The organism is Aestuariivivens sediminis (assembly GCF_022662105.1).
Lineage (GTDB): Bacteria > Bacteroidota > Bacteroidia > Flavobacteriales > Flavobacteriaceae > Aestuariivivens > Aestuariivivens sediminis.
The window spans coordinates 447,175-465,572 of record NZ_JAKMCP010000002.1 but is presented as its reverse complement, the minus strand read 5'-3'; the positions used below and the strand labels follow the sequence as shown (position 1 = coordinate 465,572).

The following is an 18,398-nucleotide window of genomic DNA, read 5'->3' as shown; positions in this document are numbered from 1 at the left end:
ATGAGGCTATAAGTGTCTAAAATATATAATATCTTTAGTCCTTAATCGGTTACATGAGAATGGGCATGTTAAAAAAAGGATTTTTTTACGGGCTATTAATTCTTCTGGGATTTTTATTTTATCTCTTTGAAAATTTCGAGACCATTTCCGCAGGTGTGGCTATCCTTCTGTTTGGCATGATTTTGTTGGAAGAAGGTTTTAAAGGCTTTACTAAAGGACCACTGCAACATTTTTTAAAAAAGGCAACGAACAGGCTCTATAAAAGTATTGCTACAGGAGCCTTCGTTACAGCCTTAATACAATCCAGTTCTTTAGTCTCCGTAATTACCATTTCGTTTATCAGTGCGGGATTAATTTCATTGGCCGGAGGGTTAGGATTAATTTTTGGGGCAAATATTGGAACAACGGCTACAGCCTGGCTGGTAGCCGGTTTCGGACTTAAGATAAAGATTTCGGCAATGGCTTTGCCCATGTTGGTCTTTGGACTTGTTTTTTCCTTTCAAAAGCCGGTTTCTCTCAAGGGAATTGGAAATATTTTAGCCGGTTTAGGGTTCTTTTTCCTTGGAATTCACTATATGAAGGAGGGATTCGATGTCTTTAAAGAACATATTGATTTGTCCCAATTTGCCGTATCCGGGTTTAGAGGGGTCTTTATTTATACCGGTCTGGGAATTGTTATCACGACCATTTTACAGTCCAGCAGTGCTACTTTGGCGCTCATTTTAACGGCCTTGGCTGCCGGACAGATCGAATACGAAAATGCCTTGGCCCTATCCATTGGCGCTAATATTGGAACCACAGTTACTGCCATTCTGGGGGCAATTAGTGCGAACAGTTCAGGAAAACGATTGGCTGCAGCACATTTTATTTTCAATGTCATTACGGGTCTGGTGGCTATTGCATGTATTTATCCCCTGGCCGAATTCGTTAATAGGGCCTCGAATTATTTATCGATTTCACCTACAAATTATACCTTAAAGCTGGCCCTATTTCATACCATTTTTAATTTTCTTGGAGTCGTTTTAATGGTACCGTTTATTAAAAGTTTAGAACGGATATTATTACGCTTTTTCATTGAAAAAGGGGAAAAGGACGTTCATGAACCTAAATATCTCAATCCGGCCGTATTAGAATTCCCCGGTGCGGTTATTTCCGCATTAATTAGCGAATCTAAATACTTATTTAAAAATAGTGTCTTTGAAATTGTCACACATGCCCTGAATATTCATAGAGAAGATGTGAAATCTGACGAAAAGCTAAATACCATTATTGAGAAATCGACAACAGATTTCCATACGGACGTTGAAGATTTATACTATACTAAAGTAAAAGCGATTTACAGTGAGATCATAACCTATGCCACGACCGCCCAAAGCACCTTACATTTAAACAATAAGCAGAATAAGACCATTACCGAAATAAAAATTGCCAACCGAAAAATGGTTGAAATTATCAAGGAGGCGCGGGAGTTGAACAAAAATATCACCTTCGCCTTAAATGCCGACAACGCCCATTTGATCAAGGAATATGACAACTACAGGAAAAAATTGGCCAAGGTATTACGGGTGATCTATTTATTCAGGAAAGAAGAAGACACAAAGAATTATGAATCGAAATTAAAGAAGTTAAAGGCCGAAGCAAAGGCTAATATCAGACAAAGTAGCAAGTCTATGGACCGACTGATCAGAGAAAATTTAATTACGGCAGAGATGGCCTCATCCTTATTTAATGATTATTCCAATGTAAATGATATGATCAAAAAGTTAATTGAAGTTGCCGAATTGCTTTATGGTAAAATGGACAGCCTGTTTGAAGTTAGTGGAAAGGATTGAAAGGGGCGTCCATAAAAAAAGCTGAACAGGAGATGACGATCTCCTATCCAGCCTGAAGCTTTAAGAGCGATGTTGATCTTTTTAATCCATCCTGTTTTCAGCAACCGAACCATCATTGGCCATGAGTGCAAAAAATTTGTCAATATTGGGAAGGATAATAATACGTGTTCTTCTGTTTTTAGCCATGTTTTCACGTGAATCATTGGGGACCAGGGGTTGATAACTGCTTCGCCCTGAGGCAATCATTTTTTCCGGTGCGACATCGTACTGGTCTTGTAATTGACGTACAACAGAGGTGGCCCTGAGGACACTTAGATCCCAGTTGTCTGCAATGTTAGAGGTGCTTATGGTTCTGGAATCGGTATGACCTTCAACCATGATATCCAAACTGGGTTCCGAATTGATTACATCGGCTAATTTTTGTAAAACCGTATCCGCTTTGGGGCTTAACCGATAACTTCCGGTGTTAAATAACATGTTATCGGCAATGGAAATCATCACCACCGTTTCATTGATGTTTACGGCAAAGTCCTCGTCTTCGTTCATATGGCTTTCCTGTATGGTTTTTTCAAGGTTGTAGGCAATGGCCAGATTCATGGAATCTTTAAGGGTTTTGGCTTGGGCTAACTTGGCGGGATCCACCTGTTTTAAGGTGTTACGCATTTGGGTTTTGGTGTCATTGGAGATGACACCAACGTTTTCAACCTGTTCTAATTTGGAATTATTTTCATCCTGTAGTGAAGCTATTTTAGTGTTGTAAGCATCAACACGTGCTTGAATTTGATCAAATTTGGCTTCTAAGTCTTCTTTTTCAACTCTTGTCTTTTGTAACTCGCTTTTTATTTCGCCGTTTTCCTGTTGTAAGGCCAGGTATTTTTTCTTGGAAACACAGGAGAGGGTCACAAAGGACAATGCGAGTAAAATTGAAATTTTCTTCATAATCATAATCTTTATACTAATTTTTAGGGTTTGCTCTATGTACGATGAAAAGATAGTTGCAGACGTTTCATGACAGGATTTATTTCATAAAAACACAAAAGCACCTTTGTAGGTGCTTTTGATATAATAAAATAGTTGGACATGTATTACTCTTCTTCCTCTGTACTTAATTTAGCCGGTGCCACAGAAGCATCGTGTGCATTATGGTATTCTTCTAAAAGGTTCATGGTGGCCGTCAGCAAATCTTTGGTCTCTAACAATAAACCGAAATAAAGCGTGGTGTTTTTAGGACTCGATTCTTCCGTCCGTGTGCGATCCACCTGCTTTTGGATTTTTTCAGAAACCACATTAAAGATGGCCTTTTCACGTTTTATAATACTGCCTATTTGCTCGAAAGAACGGGAATCGAAGGCCTCCTTAATTTCATTAAGTAAATTCTCAAGGGATTCATCAACCTCCTTAAGTTCTTTTATTTGATTGAATTTCAGTTTTTTGTGATTATTGTTTACGTGTTTATGACTCACTTTAACGATGTACTCCAGGGATTGGGTCATATCCTGTAAATATCCCAGAATATTGATGTAAAAATTACTGGCACCAACACTGGATTCATCCAAATTCTTGATGAAGTAGAAAATGTTATCCCGCAGGCCATCCACCTCATTGGATAGTTTAAGAATTTGCTTTTTATTCTTCTTTAACAAGGCCAGATCCTGTTTTGCAAGACCGTTTATGGCATTGGTATATATCTTATTACCGCGTTTTACCACATTGGCAATATTATTGGCACTTTCATGTATAACCCCTTGTATGGAACTGCTCTCCGCTTTTATCAAACTGTCCTCAGCTCTAATTTCTTTTGATTTTTTATTGTAAACAATGGTGCTTCTTATCAATAAAGCAAAGGCGATGAACAACAGAATGGGAAACATAACACTGGTGTTCAGATTCAATAAATAGGCGACTAATGCCGCTGCCGAAAAGGCACTGAGGGCTGTGAAAAACCAACCGCCAATCACATTGATAACCCCGGCAACCCTGTAAACGGCACTTTCAGGCCCCCAGGCCCTATCCGCCAGGGAGGTGCCCATGGCGACCATAAAGGTGACGTAAGTCGTGGACAAAGGCAGTTTATAGGATGTGGCAACAGATATTAATACCGCTGCAACCATTAAATTTACTGCAGCACGCACCAAATCGAACGCCGGAAGTTCGTATTTTTTGTCTTTAGAAATTTTGATAACCGGCGCTTCAAATTGTTTGTCAATTTTTGTTTGCCAGCTGTTAGGCAATATAAACGAATACATTTGAGACATGAGCATGGCAAACCGCACAAAACCACGTGATAAGGCGTTGGGTTGAAAGCGCTCTTTCGTTTCGCCCTGATTGGATAAATCCAGAGAAGTTTTAACCACCCCTCTTGCCTTGGTGGAAAACCATAAGGTTAATACCATGATCATTCCGGCACCGAATAGGAGCCAGTTATTGGTAGGCACTTTCTCGGCAAGGACATCCATAGGGAACGCTGATGCTGTAATTCCGGAGCTCGTCCATGCTAAAAACGCGTTATAAGCGGCAACAGGCACCCCAATAAAATTCACTAAATCGTTACCGGCAAAGGCTAAAGCTAAAGCAAAAGTCCCCACAATAATAATGAGCTTATAAATGTTGGTTTTGAAAAAACTAATTAGAACGTAGGACAAAATAGACCAGAACACGGCACTGATCAATACAATAGAAACCACTTGCGCTTCTAAAAAGGCTGACATTTTCATTCCGCCCAAAACAGCGAAAGATTGCCCTGCATAGGAAGTCCCCTTGAGACCTTTCATAAAGATGAAATAGGTAATGGAGGTTAAGGCAATACCCCCAAATAACGCCCCAACCCAATGGGCTTTAGTTTCGATATTATACGATAAAAGCAGTCTGGAAAACCACTGTATAATAGCGCCAATGGTAAATGCGACCAAAACCGAGAGCAGAATGCCAAATATAATTTGTGAGGCTTTAGACGTGTTAATATAGGTTATCACATCACCAAATCCGCCTCCGTCATGCCCAATCTTAATTAAGGCCACTGCCACCGCAGCACCGAGTAATTCAAAAACAATGGACACGGTCGTTGAGGTTGGCATGCCTACCGAATTGAAAAAATCGAGCAGGAGAATGTCCGTTATCATCACTGCCATGAAAATAATCATGATCTCATCAAACATAAATTCCCCCGGGTTAAAGATGCCTTTTCTGGCCACCTCCATCATGCCGCTGGAAAATACGGCACCAATAGCCACACCAAGGCTGGCCACAACCATTATAGTTCGAAATGAGATCGCTTTAGAGCCTATGGCCGAATTTAAAAAATTAACAGCGTCATTGCTCACCCCCACTACCAAATCGGCAATGGCCAATATGGCCAGGGCGATAATCATGTACAAATAGATATTATCCATTGGATTTAATTGTAAAATGTCTGCAAATATCATGACTATTATTGATTAATTTGTTATGTAATTGTTATTTTTTAGAAGTGGACATCAAAGCCGATTCTAAACCTAATATTATCCTCGTTCCCGTTTTCGGTGGTATAACTGATATCCGATTGCACCTTTAACTTGTGACCCACCAAAAACTTATTGACCCCTAAGGTATATTGCTTTACAGGTAAGGCACCGGTAACGCTTTCATAATCTACGGCAGTAAAACGCCCTGCTATTTCGTAGTTGCTCTTAAACAGGTAGCCTGCCTGCAGGTTTAAGGCATGACCTGTTAACACTATATTTTCGTCGGGTGTTGGAGTGATGCCATCTGCTTCGGTTGCCACAGGGGCATCGGCTGTTCGTTTCGCATATTCGCCCATAAAGGAAAACCCGTTGTATTTGAACATGGCATCGGCAAAGAGCGTTGTGATATCGGTTTCGTATAAGGAGCCATCGCTTCTAAACATGTAATCGCCCGCAAAACTGCGTTCTCTTACACCATCCTGATTCAGGTTGTAGGTAAAGCCCGCCATGAGTTTTGGGCGGGACTCCCTTTTAAGATCCGATTGGCTGTAATCACCTTTGGACTGAAAGGTTCCAAACGGTAAAAACTCTAATCGTGCGGTGTACTGCAGTCCCCCTTCGTTGCCTTCGGTCACATTTCGGCCTTCTCCTTGTGTAAGCGCAAATTTCTCACGCATTATGAAATTACTTCCTAAAAAGGTTTTATGTCTTAATTGAATACCAATATCTCGGTCAATGTTAAAACGGCTGTTCAACAAGGAGCGATCCACTAATTGCAGGTCCCCTGAGGAGACCACGCGCTCCACATTACCGGGCAATTTGGTTTGACCGGCCCAAAGTTCCCAGTTGCCGGCAAAGTTCCACATGAGCACCGCATCCAATATGTAACGTGGGGTATTTCGATTGAATTGATTTGCTCCGGAAATATCCCGATTCGAAAGCCCTAATTCTATTTTATATTTTAATTTCGGGCTGTAGGCGTATCCATCGAATTTTAGTCGGGCACGTCTTATAAGAATATTGTGCTCCGGGCTATCGTATTTTTCGCCATCATGGTCCCATGAGGAATTAGATCTCATTTGAAATCTAGGCGCAAATTTTATACTGAAAGAACTGTCTTTGGCCGTGAAATTTATTAACCCTTTTCCAAAAGAAGTGTCACTGATTTCCTGAGCATACAACGAGGTAAGGCTAAGAAGAAAAATACCTATTAAGGTATGTCTAGTATTCATGATGTGGTTATTAGTTTTTGTCACTGCAAAGAACTAAAACCAATGTTAACTAAATGTTTCCTTAGAGTTAAGTTTATTCCTAAAAAAAGACTGCCCTGGCCAAGGCAGTCCCATTAGGCATCATGATAATGTAAGTCGACAAAAACTAATAATTATATGATATACTAATTGTTTGTCTATAGACCATACAAATATCAACAATACACTTAATCTTAACGTAACCACAATATTAAGTAATTATTAATATTCCAATGTTAAATCTTTAGTTTTAAACTATTGTAAATCAAATAATTGACATTTTAATGTTAATTTAATGTTATGTGAGTGTTGTTTTAACATTACGTAATTTGTATCTTTGAAGGAGAATGTTAAACCCCATAGTTATGAAGAAATTATTTTTATTAGTTGCCTTTTTAGTTACTGTGGTAGCTTTTGCACAAGACAAGCAAAAGAGAGATTTAAAACTTAACAAGGACACCAATTTAATTGAGGTGGTTTATTATCACGACAATGGTGTGGTAAGCCAAACGGGCTTTTACACACTAGATGGTAAATTACAGGGGGAATGGTTAAGCTTTAACGAAGAAGGCGAAAAAACGGTTTCGGCAACTTATGATAATGGGAAAAAAGTCGGCAAATGGGTATATTGGATTGACGGCGAAAAAAAAGTAGTCAATTATACTAATAATGTAGCTTCCTTGTAAGTAGTACCAGGAAGTAAAAAACAAAAAGCATCTGCGCTCGCAGGTGCTTTTTGTTTTAATTGTATTATCGGGAATTAGTTGCCTACAGTCCAACCGGCGCCCCAGGTCGCATAGTCTGTACCGGTTCCATTACCATCACCGCTAATGAAATCGGCTTCAGTAAAGGTCTCTCCCGTATCGTTTTTCATTTTGGTTATCACATCTGTAAAGGTGACATTGGTCACGTCCAAATCCCCATTAAGGACACCCGTACCTGTCGGATTATCGCTCGTTGCACCGGCATCACCATCCAGGTCGAAGCCTTCCTCAAATCCCTGAATAAGAATATTGTCGAAAAGACCTTGAGTCCCGGCTCTTAACCTAATGGCTTCATTGCCTGTTCCTGACCCCAAGCCCACAATGGTAACATCTTTTACAGTGGGTTTTGACCAGAATTTGGGGTTCGATAAATTACCGATATCGGTATTGTAACCATCACACTCAAATCCTTTGTCATGATCGGCACCGTGCTTCACATAGGCATTGGTAACGGACCCTGAAAATCCTTCGGTCCAGTCGATGGAGTCATCCTGACAATTCACCACAGCGACATGGTTTACTTTTACCGTTCCACCAAAAAACTCAACACCATCATCGGCACCTTCGTAAACCTGAATGTAATCTACGGTGGTTCCGGCGCCTACGCCATAAAAGGAAATGCCGTTGTTCTCAGAGGATCCATCAGCAGCACCTCCCGAATATTCCACACGCAGATAACGGATAACACCCGAACTGTCGGAAGCATCGGTGCCCCCATAGGGCAAGCTTCCTATTTCTGAAGTCGATGTCGCGTTTCCGGTAACCGAGTTTATGGGTGCTTTGCCTAATAGAATGAGGCCGCCCCATTGTCCGGCACTGGGGTTGGCATTTCCTGAGGTCATTACAATTGGGTTGGAGGCTGTTCCGTTGGCAATGAGTTGTGCCCCTTGAGAAATGGCAATATAAACATCGGCACCTGTAGCAATGGCCTTAATGGTTACCCCTTCATTGATAATCAAGTTAGCGCCCTCGGCCATGATTACCGGTCCGGTTATCGTATAGGTTTTATTGGCTTCCAGGGTGAGGTCAGAGGAATATTCGGCAGCATTGATGGGGATTTCCACATCGGTCTCACCACCTTCGCCACCACCGCTGTTGTTCGTCGTGTTGTTAATCACACTGTTATCCGTGATATAAATATCAGCCGTATCGTCTGTTGCGCAAGAGCTGAAAAGTAAAGCAACTATTGCAAATCCTAATAATAAATTATTTTTCATTGGTTCTCATTTTTAATTTTTTGTTCTGTGTTCTATAATAATGGGTTAAAATGAATACTTTAATTGTAGGCCTAGAGTAATACCTTTGTTATAGTTTGAAACATCTTTGCCATTGGGCGAGGTTACTATAATATTCCCCTGATTGGTTTCTCTAATATATGTTACACTCGGGTTCAATACATTCTTAGCCGCCAAGTTGATTTCAAAATGTTCCCCGATCTCATTTTTAAAGATGAAATCCAGAGTCGGAATCCCTTTTTCAATAACATTTCCCAATTGTCCGGAACCCAGGGCATCGATTCGATCTGAGAAATAAGAAAAGGATAGGGTGGCATTGGGTTTATAATGTGCAAAGGATTTTGGGGAATAGTTCACATCGGCATTGACAAGAAATGGCGAAGCCCCTTGTAATGCCTCGGTATCCTTATTAAAACTTACATTAAAATTACTGCCTACTATATCACTATATAAATCCTGTTCCGTATGCATATAAGTGGCATTCAGTCCGAAGGAAAGGATCCCTTCGTCGTATGCATTCACAAGAATATTTTTCCGAATTTCGGCTTCAACACCAAAAATTTGGGCGTTGTCCCCGGTTCTAAAGAAACGTTGGGTTCCGGTAGCGTCAAAGGCCACCACCTGGTTAATGGGGTCTTCTATCTGCTTGTAAAACACCCCTAAGGCGATAAGTTCCGATTTGGTAATGAACCACTCGTATTTTAAATCGAGATTCAAAATTTTTGAATAGGATACATCCTTAACATTGGTATAGGTTTCGCCCGCTTTCCGGCCTAATAAATCGGGATTACCACCGATACGTTGTGAGACACTTTCGTAAACAAAAGGGGCAACCTCCTTAAATTCCGGTATAGAAAGGGTCTGGCTCGCAGAAAAACGTAGGTTTTGATCGTCGTTAAGGCCATACTTAATACTCAAACCTGGTAAATACACCGTTTCTGAGGCACTAATGCTATCCTTACCATTAACGCCCAAATTGATCACATCGTAGGCGATGTATTGATCGAAGGACTCCACTCGCACGCCGGGGACCAAAAGCCATTTTTCCCCAAACCGGAGTTCGGCGTTTAAATAGCCGGCCTGAACATCCAGTTGTCCCCTATAGGTGTTCTCCGGCAACCCGGGTCTGTTGGTTGTACTTAAGGTAGGGATCGGACGAATGACTTTAATTTCGTAAACCCCTTCACCGCTTTTCAGGTTCAAATTCTCAAGCGTGAAAATAGCATTAAGGGCATTGACATTATCGATTCCACTATTATCAACGATGTCGTATCCGTAACGGATGTTATCAAATTGACGTTCTTTAGTCCTGGCATTATAGCCTATATTTATTTTAACTTGATCGGATGGGCTGTACGCTAGGTTTAAACGTCCGTTTAACTCCTCATCCTCAATATTTTGAAAATACCGTTGGTTATCAAAATCGACGTTACTGTAAAAAATAGGGCGGGTGGATGGATCATTATCCAGGGCGTAATGGTAATTTTCAATACTGATTCGTTTTCTATCGGGTTCGTGGGCATTCACAAAATTATGCCCAAAGCCCCAGTCCACTTCAATGTTATCGAATTTATGGGTACCGATAAGCTGGTTGACATAAATCAAATTTTCATTGAACTGAATGTTTTGCTGATAGAACCCTTCATCGGTACTGGCAATACCGTCTCTGTTTCGTCCCGTTCCATCAATACCAAAATACCCTACTTTGTCCGAAGAGCTATTCACAAAAAGGGAGTTATAGGACAAGGTATTATGATCGTCTATTCTGAAATTAATGGAAGCCATTCCCGTAGTTGTGGTGCCATATTCGAATTCTTCGGCCTGATCAAAAGCCTTCTTCTCCACATTGGTATAATCTATGGAGGATCCTTTTCGGTATTGAAAATCGTTACCAAATGAACCTGTGCCATAGAAGCTCAGTTTTGAACCGTTGTTAAAGGTAAAGGTTTTTCCAAAGGACCCGCCAAATTCCGTATTGATTGGTGAACCCGCAGTTACGGGATCAAAACCATGTGATAAGATCACATTAAAAGGATTGTGTTCATACCGGTTATAAAACCCGAAAAATCCTGTCCCCTCACTTCTTACAAAGTCTTTACCAATGGCAGTGGTATTCATGGATGATCCCGTAAACAGGTCAAAAAAGCCGTTTCCCTTATAATCTTTGGATACAATATCTACATTACCGGCAGCAAAATCAGCATAGAACCTGGTGGAATAGGCTTTGCTTATACCCACACTTTCGATGACATCGGAGGCAAATAAATCCAGGTCAATGTTCTTTTTACTCACATCGTTGGAAGGTAAGGACAACCCATTCATCGTGGTGTTGAGGTAACGGTCACCTAAACCACGAACATACACATTGCTGCTGCCTTCCTGTTTGGAGACTCCCGATATTTTGGCTACGGCGCCCGCGGCATCACTCACCCCTTTTCGAGAAAGTTCCTCTGCACCAATACTTTGTTTTATTTCGACAGCCTTCTTTTGCTCTAATAATAAAGCCGTTTCACTTTCCCGTCGGGTGGTCGTTGTGATGACCACTTCATCTAAAGAAGCCGCACTGGCTCCCATGATCACATTGACTTCGGTTACTTTTCCCGCTACCACATTAACGTTTATCTCCTGGGTTTCGTAACCGACAAAACTATAGATAAAGGTATAATTTCCAACCTCTAAATTTTCAAAACCATAAAGGCCGTCAAAGTCCGAGGTGGTCCCTTTCGTAGTGCCTTTAATCAAAACATTGGCGAAGGCTAAAGGTTCGTTATTGAACTCCTTATCGGTTAGTTTCCCGACCACAGATCCTGTGTTTTGGGCACGTGTAAATAAAGCCGTTAGAAAAATAACTATAAGTATAAAATGTTTCATTAGTTGTAATATCAATTCTTGGGCAAAGAAACTGCTGTTTTGTAAACCTAGTGTTATTAGGAGATTAAAGAACCGTAATAAAAGTGTTAGCTAAACGTTACCTTTTGCCGCATAGTTGCAAGGCATTAATAACGATTAATTAACATCACAATATTGCATATGTGGACAAAACCGGAACGGTTGAATGGCATCACAAGGGCCATTAAAAGCCCGGGTATTTTCCCTAAATGGTTCAGGTAAATCGAAGTATAAAACAGGAGTACGGACTCCAGCAGTAAAGGGGATCAGGCTAATTAGCGTTCCAGTATGGTTTGGGAAGCGCTTTCAGAGTCCGCACTGGCCAGGGTTAAGGCGAGTTCATCTAAGGAGATGGTGCTCGGTTCTAATGCCAATGTGACTTCACAAACCGCACCCGAAACAATTTTGGTTTCCACGGCTTTCGTTTCGTAGCCCACAAAACTACAAAGCAAGGTATACGTCCCCTCGCTTAAATGTTCAATGGTAAACGCTCCCTTTTCGTTGGATCGTACTGTTGTCCCGGTTTCTTTAACCACCACTTCGGCCAACATTAAAGGGGCATTAGCAGAATCGGCATCTAACAACCGGCCACTTATGGCACCCGTATTTTGGGCCAAGGAACCTGCCGAAATAAAACATGCCGCTATTAAAAAAAAGGTTTTCATTCTTTACGAGAATTTATGCCACAAAGAACGTCGTTTAGTATGACCAGTATGTTACCTAAGCATTAAACATCTGTAATGAAAATGTTACCGTAATGTTAACAAACTTACCGTAGTTTTTTTGGTGAATTTATTTATCTTGCCCCAACTTAAATTTATACTATGGAGTGGGAGCAATTACTGTCCCTAAAACGTTTTGGTGATATTAACAAACGCATCAGAAAGGAGCAAGATGAAACACGCCTGGGTTTTGAAGTGGATTACGATCGTATTATTTTTTCCTCCGAATTCAGAAGCCTTCAGGATAAAACTCAGGTCATTCCACTATCCAAAACCGATTTTGTCCATACGCGCTTAACCCATAGCCTGGAAGTTAGTGTGGTTGGACGGTCATTGGGACGGAAAGTAGGTCAAAAATTAATTGAAAAGCATCCTCATTTACAAAAGATTCATGGGTATCAGGCCAACGATTTTGGGGCTATTGTAGCTGCGGCGGCTTTGGCACATGATATTGGCAACCCCCCGTTTGGGCATTCCGGAGAAAAGGCCATTGGTGCATTCTTTAAACATGGATTGGGGCAAAAGTTTAAAAAAGAATTAACCGCCAAGGAATATCAGGATTTATGTGATTTCGAAGGCAATGCCAATGGATTCAAAATTTTAACCGAAAGCCGGGTGGGACGTCAAGGCGGATTACGCTTAAGTTATGCCACGTTGGGGGCCTTTATGAAATACCCCAAAGAATCCTTGCCAATAAAACCAACCCCACATGTGGCCGATAAAAAGTATGGGTTCTTTCAAAGTGAAAAGGAGGCCTTTCAAGACATCGCCTATGAATTGGGACTGTTGAAACGCAGTGCGCACGATATCATGTATTCACGGCATCCCCTGGCGTATTTAGTGGAAGCTGCAGATGATATTTGCTATACGATTATTGATTTTGAGGATGGAATTAATTTAGGATTAATTCAGGAGGAATTTGCGTTGGAGTACCTGTCCAAAATTATAAGACATACCATTAAACCGGAAAATTATTATGCGCTTACCACCAAAACCGACCGCATAGGGTATTTGCGCGCATTAGCTATCGGCACCCTTATTAATGAAACCGTAGATCTGTTTATGCATTATGAGGATGTTATTTTAAGAGGGGAATTGGATTGTGCCTTATTAGATAAAAGCCACTATGATGCCCAAATTAGGGATGTCATTAAAATAAGTGTAGAAAAGGTGTACCAGAGCAGGGAAGTGGTTGAAAAGGAAATCGCCGGTTTTAGGATCTTAACGGAATTATTGGAGGTATTTATAACCGCAATCCATAATTCACATAACCATACCCCCTCAAATTACGATACTTTAATTTTACATCTTCTCCCAGAACGATACAAGGAAACTCAAAACACCTTACAGGGAAGACTCTTGTCTGTCTGTAGCTTTGTGTCGAACATGTCCGATAGTTACGCCATCATGTTATTCAATAAAATCAAAGGCATGGAAATTGGTTAACCGTTCGAGCTTAGCGCGGTTCCGTTCATATGAGGCTCTTAAAATACCGTTGTAATTGTTCCGGATCAAGTCCTATCGAGGCCTGTAATTCACCAACACTGCCCTGTTCGATAAATGCATCGGGAATTCCAAGGCGTTTAATCGTGTTTGTATAGTGGTGTTCTGAAGCGAACTCCAATACAGCACTTCCAAAACCACCGTTAATCGTACCATCTTCTATGGTAATTATGGTGTGGTAGGTATTAAAAATAAGGTGAAGCAGGTTGTGGTCCAAAGGTTTGGCAAAGCGCATATCGTAATGTGAAACATCCAGATACTGAATGGCTTCCGACACATTTTTAGCGATACTTCCAATGCTTAATATGGCAACATGCTTACCCTGTTTCAATGGGATTCCTGTCCCTATTTCTATTGTGGTAAACGGCTGTTTCCAATCTATGGTGACCCCCCTTCCCCGGGGGTAACGTATGGCTATGGGTCCGTTTAAGCCCAATTGTGAGGTATACATGATGTTTCGCAACTCGATCTCGTTTCTCGGCGCAAAAATGATGAGGTTTGGAATACATCTCAGATAGGCCAAATCAAAGGCGCCATGATGGGTAGCGCCATCTTCACCAACCAAACCGGCACGATCCAAACAAAAAATAACGGGTAACTTTTGTAAGGCGACATCGTGTATCACCTGATCGTAAGCGCGTTGCAGGAAGGTGGAATAGATGTTACAAAAGGGCGTGAGGCCCTGGGTTGCCATACCGGCAGCCAGGGTTACCGCATGCTGTTCCGCAATCCCAACGTCGAAGGCCCGATCCGGGATTTCGGCCATCATATACTTTAGGGAGCTTCCCGTAGGCATAGCCGGTGTAATGCCCACGATCGTCTTATTTTGTCTGGCAAGTTCCACCAGGGTATATCCAAAAACATCCTGGTATTTGGGGGGTTGATCTAAGGTTGATTTTGGATTTAATTCTCCGGTAATGGCATTGAATTTCCCCGGGGCATGATATTTCACCTGATCCTCTTCAGCTTGTTTCAAACCTTTGCCTTTGGTGGTGATGACGTGTAAAAACTTGGGTCCTTTTATCGTTTTTAAGCGTTGCAGCTCTGTGATAATGGCGGTTAAATCATGACCGTCTACGGGTCCTGAATAGTTAAAGTTCAAAGCCTCGAAAATGTTGTCTTGTTTTTGAGTGCCTTTTTTCACATTGGTGAGGTATTGCTTTAAAGCGCCAACACTGGGATCAATACCAATGGCATTGTCGTTTAAAACCACCAGGAGGTTAGCATCCGTAACTCCGGCATGGTTGAGGCCCTCAAAGGCCAGACCACTGGCAATACTGGCATCCCCGATAACCGCGATATGGTGCTGGTCCTCGCCTTTAAGCTGCGAGGCTATGGCCATTCCCAGAGCGGCAGAGATAGACGTGGAGGCATGCCCCACGCCAAAAGCATCGTAACGGCTTTCCTCGCGTTTGGGAAAGCCGCTTAATCCTCCCCATTGTCTGTTGGTATGGAATTGCTCCCGTCTTCCGGTTAAAATTTTATGACCATAGGCCTGATGTCCTACATCCCAAATCAAAGTATCTATGGGGGTATTAAAGACATAATGAAGCGCGATGGTGAGCTCTACAACACCTAAACTCGCGCCCAGATGGCCTTCCTTGGTCGCTACCATATGAATAATGAAATGGCGCAGTTCCCGCGCTAGAAGCGGTAAATCCTCTTGATTTAAAAGGCGCAGTGCTTCAGGGGAATTGATAGTATGTAAAAGATTCGTTTTCACCATGCAAAAGTACAAGAATGAAATTGTATTTTTGTTCCCATGGAGCATATTTTTGATGACACGTATTTCATGAAAAAGGCCCTGCAGGAAGCGGAATTTGCTTTTGAAAAAGATGAAATTCCTGTTGGAGCAGTCATTGTTATTGATCATAAGATTATTGCACGAGGACACAACCTGGCAGAGACCCTCAATGATGTTACCGCCCATGCCGAGATGCAGGCCATTACCGCTGCAGCCAATTTTTTGGGGGGCAAATACCTCCATAACTGCACCCTTTATGTGACCCTGGAGCCTTGCCAGATGTGTGCCGGAGCCTTATATTGGAGCCAGATTTCTAAAATTGTGTTTGGAGCCCGGGATATGGAACGCGGTTGTATTAACCTGAAGACCAAACTTCATCCTAAAACGGTCATGGAAGGCGGGGTCATGGAAGAACAGGCTGCCGCACTTTTGAAACGATTTTTTATTGAGAAGCGCAATTTAAATTGACCGTCTTTTTTTATGGGCTTTAGGGGTTTGGTTTTGTGGGTAACTTAAAGCTATAGGCTGATGCTAAAAATAGCATTTCGTAAGCAACGACATTTGAAAAACTCCTGTAAATTTTTCAAAAACTCCTGTGAATTTTCAAAATTCACAGGAGTTTTTGAATACTTTAACGTTACAGAATTTTATTTTTTTAACTACAGAATTTTGATTTTATCACCAGGGGATTTTAGATTATGCCGAAGGCCCGGGAAATTTCTGCTCTAAGGCAGGCCTTCTGTATAGCCGCTGCCCTTTGGGGTTATGGGTGATCCGGCCCTGTAGCCCATGGTATCGAAAACCTTGTGCATTACACTTTTTTATTGTTTTGATTTTCACGCATTTTATCCAGATTCTCCCTGGTAAGCAGGTAATCCTTCATGTTCTTGTCCTTCCAACGGTACCAGGAAAACAGGGGGAACACCACTAAAAACAATCCAATAACCCCAAAACCGATATATTTCTGGGCATCCTCCGTAGCGATTAAATAACCGAAGAGAATGCTGCCGACTGAAGCTAAAAACAAAATGAATATGAGGTACTTCATGGGGGAGGCGTTATTGTGTAAAATTAATCAATTGTCGCCGATAGGCGGTTAATAATTTGGATTTGGAGATATACCCATAATATTTACCGTCTTTAATGACCGGTAAATTCCATGCACCGGTAGTTTTAAATTTATTCATAATGGCGGTCATGGAGTCCTGATTATAATCAATTATGCCATGGTCGGCGTGCATTAAGCTGGAAGCCTTTACTTGGTTGTATAAGTCGGAGTCGAACATCATATGCCGGATATCATCCAATCGGATCACACCCAAAAATTCACCCTTATCATTGACCACGGGAAAATGATTTCTTGAGGATTTGGCCACGGCCTCTTTTAATATATCTCCGAGTTTCATATCCGGCGAAAGGATGATGAAGTTCGTTTCAATAACCTTATCAATATCAAGGACCATCAACACGTTTTGATCTTTATCGTGGGTCATAAGCTCCCCACGTTCCGCTAATTTCAAGGTATATATGGAATGCGATATAAAATATTTGGTGATGGCAAAAGCCATGGCTGAAACAATCATTAAGGGGACAAACAGCTCATAGCCACCGGTTATCTCGGCTATGAGGAATATGGCGGTCAATGGGGCATGCAGTACCCCGGCCATTAATCCGGTCATGCCTATGAGCGTAAAATTGGATTCTGAAACGTCAAAATTTAACCCCATATGGTTGATCGTTTTAGCAAATGCGTTGCCTAAAGCACTTCCCATAACCAATGTAGGAATAAAGACACCACCCACGCCGCCTGCACCAAAGGTAATGGTCATGGCAACAGCCTTAAAAATGGTAATCCCCAATAACAGTCCAATAACTATCCAGATATTCGACAGATCCAAAGCAAAGGGGGTGGTCCCAATGGCCGCTAAATGATCATCCTTTAAGAGATTGTTCATAACGCCATAACCCTCACCATAAAGGGGCGGAATGACATACAGTAGGCTGCCAATGGCAACACCGCCAATTAACAGGCGTTTCGCCCGGCTTTCAATCCGTTTAAAAAAGTTGGTAATGGCGAAAAACACTTTTGAAAAGTACACTGAGGCAAGCCCCGACACGATGCCTAGAACCATATAGAACGGAATATCATTAATGTGAAATTTGTCAATGAGTTCAAAACGTAACAGAATATCGGTTCCGAGAAAAAAGTAGGAGGTTACCACTGCCGAAACGGAGGCCAATAAAAGTGGAATTAGGGAGGTAAAGGCAATATCCAGACTAAAGATCTCAATAGCAAAAATAATGGCAGCTATGGGTGCTTTGAACATAGACGCCATAGCCCCTGCAGCAGCACAGCCTATTAATAACATCCTCGTTTTGGTATTCATGTGGAATAAACGAGCTGCATTAGAGCCCAATGCTGATCCCACACTTACCGCAGGCCCCTGCAATCCCACCGAACCTCCGAAACCAACGGTTAAAGGCGCTGTAATTAATGAGGCATATAAATTATATCTCGGGATGATGCCATTAAGCTTGGATATGGCATACAGCGTGGATGAAATACCGTGACCAATGTGTTTTTTTAACCAGGTCTGCTTGATGATATACACCAGCAACAGCCCTAATATGGGGAAAATAAAATAGAGGGAATTCTGATAGTTTTTAAAAAAATCAAGTTCGAATAGTAATTGGATATAATGGGTTAGGTTTTTTAGGGAAACCGTTCCAATTCCGGCTAAAAAGCCTACCAGTACACTTAGGATATATATAAAATTTTGTTCCGAAATATGTTTGTACTTCCAGATTAAGAATTGGCGTAATAGACTCATCGAATATCTATGATAAATAAAGAAATTAAAGTTACTAAATATTCTATCACTTCAAGTATGAAAATGACGAATTACCTTTTCTGATGAATAATTGTCTTCTCTAAGACGTTAATAATCTCGATTATGAGATCAAACATTATTACGCTAATTTTTATGGCCGGAAGATTATAGGTAACTCGATTTTGGAT

13 protein-coding genes are annotated in these 18,398 nt (G+C 41.4%); 4 read left to right on the top strand and 9 right to left on the bottom strand.

Features of this window, described 5'->3' with window-relative positions:
* The first annotated feature begins 59 nt into the window (after window positions 1-59).
* Window positions 60-1,832, top strand: coding sequence for a Na/Pi cotransporter family protein (locus MR054_RS06350; protein WP_242157031.1), 1,773 nt, complete (start codon window positions 60-62; stop codon window positions 1,830-1,832).
* 81 nt (window positions 1,833-1,913) lie between these two features.
* Here the strand turns inward: MR054_RS06350 and MR054_RS06345 are convergent, their stop codons facing one another.
* The 3 genes from MR054_RS06345 to MR054_RS06335 all read right to left on the bottom strand — a co-directional run bounded on the left by MR054_RS06345 (window position 1,914) and on the right by MR054_RS06335 (window position 6,504).
* Window positions 1,914-2,771 carry an OmpA/MotB family protein gene (locus MR054_RS06345; protein ID WP_242157030.1) on the bottom strand — a complete coding sequence of 286 codons (858 nt, stop codon included), beginning with the start codon at window positions 2,769-2,771 and terminating at the stop codon, window positions 1,914-1,916.
* A gap of 146 nt (window positions 2,772-2,917) precedes the next feature.
* Window positions 2,918-5,221 (bottom strand): inorganic phosphate transporter, encoded by a 2,304-nt coding sequence (locus tag MR054_RS06340; protein WP_242157386.1) that lies wholly within the window; start codon window positions 5,219-5,221, stop codon window positions 2,918-2,920.
* 71 nt (window positions 5,222-5,292) lie between these two features.
* The gene (locus MR054_RS06335; protein WP_242157029.1) at window positions 5,293-6,504 is read right to left on the bottom strand and encodes a porin; all 1,212 of its coding nucleotides are present in this window, start codon (window positions 6,502-6,504) and stop codon (window positions 5,293-5,295) included.
* 383 nt (window positions 6,505-6,887) lie between these two features.
* On the opposite strand from MR054_RS06335, the gene MR054_RS06330 reads away from it, so the two are divergent.
* Window positions 6,888-7,208, top strand: a complete 321-nt coding sequence (locus MR054_RS06330) for a toxin-antitoxin system YwqK family antitoxin (RefSeq protein ID WP_242157027.1) — start codon at window positions 6,888-6,890, stop codon at window positions 7,206-7,208.
* 74 nt (window positions 7,209-7,282) lie between these two features.
* On the opposite strand, the gene MR054_RS06325 is transcribed toward MR054_RS06330, so the two are convergent.
* The 3 genes from MR054_RS06325 to MR054_RS06315 all read right to left on the bottom strand — a co-directional run bounded on the left by MR054_RS06325 (window position 7,283) and on the right by MR054_RS06315 (window position 12,075).
* Complete coding sequence (locus MR054_RS06325) at window positions 7,283-8,503, bottom strand: multidrug transporter (protein WP_242083006.1); 1,221 nt, start codon at window positions 8,501-8,503, stop codon at window positions 7,283-7,285.
* A gap of 45 nt (window positions 8,504-8,548) precedes the next feature.
* The gene (locus tag MR054_RS06320; RefSeq protein ID WP_242157026.1) at window positions 8,549-11,392 is read right to left on the bottom strand and encodes a TonB-dependent receptor; all 2,844 of its coding nucleotides are present in this window, start codon (window positions 11,390-11,392) and stop codon (window positions 8,549-8,551) included.
* A 293-nt stretch (window positions 11,393-11,685) separates the two neighbouring features.
* Window positions 11,686-12,075, bottom strand: a complete 390-nt coding sequence (locus MR054_RS06315; protein ID WP_242157024.1) for a carboxypeptidase-like regulatory domain-containing protein — start codon at window positions 12,073-12,075, stop codon at window positions 11,686-11,688.
* Between the two features lie 159 nt (window positions 12,076-12,234).
* Between MR054_RS06315 and MR054_RS06310 the strand changes: the two genes are divergently transcribed.
* Window positions 12,235-13,578, top strand: a complete 1,344-nt coding sequence (locus MR054_RS06310) for a deoxyguanosinetriphosphate triphosphohydrolase (protein ID WP_242157023.1) — start codon at window positions 12,235-12,237, stop codon at window positions 13,576-13,578.
* A gap of 25 nt (window positions 13,579-13,603) precedes the next feature.
* Here MR054_RS06310 and dxs read toward each other — a convergent pair whose 3' ends face one another.
* Window positions 13,604-15,361 carry a 1-deoxy-D-xylulose-5-phosphate synthase gene (dxs, locus tag MR054_RS06305; protein WP_276520156.1) on the bottom strand — a complete coding sequence of 586 codons (1,758 nt, stop codon included), beginning with the start codon at window positions 15,359-15,361 and terminating at the stop codon, window positions 13,604-13,606.
* A 36-nt stretch (window positions 15,362-15,397) separates the two neighbouring features.
* Here dxs and MR054_RS06300 point away from each other — a divergent pair, with 36 nt between their 5' ends.
* On the top strand, window positions 15,398-15,847 hold the full coding sequence (locus MR054_RS06300) for a nucleoside deaminase (protein ID WP_242157022.1): 450 nt from the start codon (window positions 15,398-15,400) through the stop codon (window positions 15,845-15,847).
* Between the two features lie 343 nt (window positions 15,848-16,190).
* Here MR054_RS06300 and MR054_RS06295 read toward each other — a convergent pair whose 3' ends face one another.
* Window positions 16,191-16,427, bottom strand: a complete 237-nt coding sequence (locus tag MR054_RS06295; RefSeq protein WP_242157021.1) for a hypothetical protein — start codon at window positions 16,425-16,427, stop codon at window positions 16,191-16,193.
* Between the two features lie 10 nt (window positions 16,428-16,437).
* Complete coding sequence (locus MR054_RS06290; RefSeq protein WP_242157020.1) at window positions 16,438-18,210, bottom strand: chloride channel protein; 1,773 nt, start codon at window positions 18,208-18,210, stop codon at window positions 16,438-16,440.
* Window positions 18,211-18,398 lie beyond the last annotated feature (188 nt).

What these genes read in the sequence shown, in the direction of transcription:
- MR054_RS06350 (WP_242157031.1), top strand. Translation starts at nt 60, where the DNA reads ATGGGCATGTTAAAAAAAGGATTTTTTTACGGGCTATTAATTCTTCTG.
- MR054_RS06345 (WP_242157030.1), bottom strand. Translation starts at nt 2,771, where the DNA reads ATGAAGAAAATTTCAATTTTACTCGCATTGTCCTTTGTGACCCTCTCC.
- MR054_RS06340 (WP_242157386.1), bottom strand. Translation starts at nt 5,221, where the DNA reads ATGGATAATATCTATTTGTACATGATTATCGCCCTGGCCATATTGGCC.
- MR054_RS06335 (WP_242157029.1), bottom strand. Translation starts at nt 6,504, where the DNA reads ATGAATACTAGACATACCTTAATAGGTATTTTTCTTCTTAGCCTTACC.
- MR054_RS06330 (WP_242157027.1), top strand. Translation starts at nt 6,888, where the DNA reads ATGAAGAAATTATTTTTATTAGTTGCCTTTTTAGTTACTGTGGTAGCT.
- MR054_RS06325 (WP_242083006.1), bottom strand. Translation starts at nt 8,503, where the DNA reads ATGAAAAATAATTTATTATTAGGATTTGCAATAGTTGCTTTACTTTTC.
- MR054_RS06320 (WP_242157026.1), bottom strand. Translation starts at nt 11,392, where the DNA reads ATGAAACATTTTATACTTATAGTTATTTTTCTAACGGCTTTATTTACA.
- MR054_RS06315 (WP_242157024.1), bottom strand. Translation starts at nt 12,075, where the DNA reads ATGAAAACCTTTTTTTTAATAGCGGCATGTTTTATTTCGGCAGGTTCC.
- MR054_RS06310 (WP_242157023.1), top strand. Translation starts at nt 12,235, where the DNA reads ATGGAGTGGGAGCAATTACTGTCCCTAAAACGTTTTGGTGATATTAAC.
- dxs (WP_276520156.1), bottom strand. Translation starts at nt 15,361, where the DNA reads ATGGTGAAAACGAATCTTTTACATACTATCAATTCCCCTGAAGCACTG.
- MR054_RS06300 (WP_242157022.1), top strand. Translation starts at nt 15,398, where the DNA reads ATGGAGCATATTTTTGATGACACGTATTTCATGAAAAAGGCCCTGCAG.
- MR054_RS06295 (WP_242157021.1), bottom strand. Translation starts at nt 16,427, where the DNA reads ATGAAGTACCTCATATTCATTTTGTTTTTAGCTTCAGTCGGCAGCATT.
- MR054_RS06290 (WP_242157020.1), bottom strand. Translation starts at nt 18,210, where the DNA reads ATGAGTCTATTACGCCAATTCTTAATCTGGAAGTACAAACATATTTCG.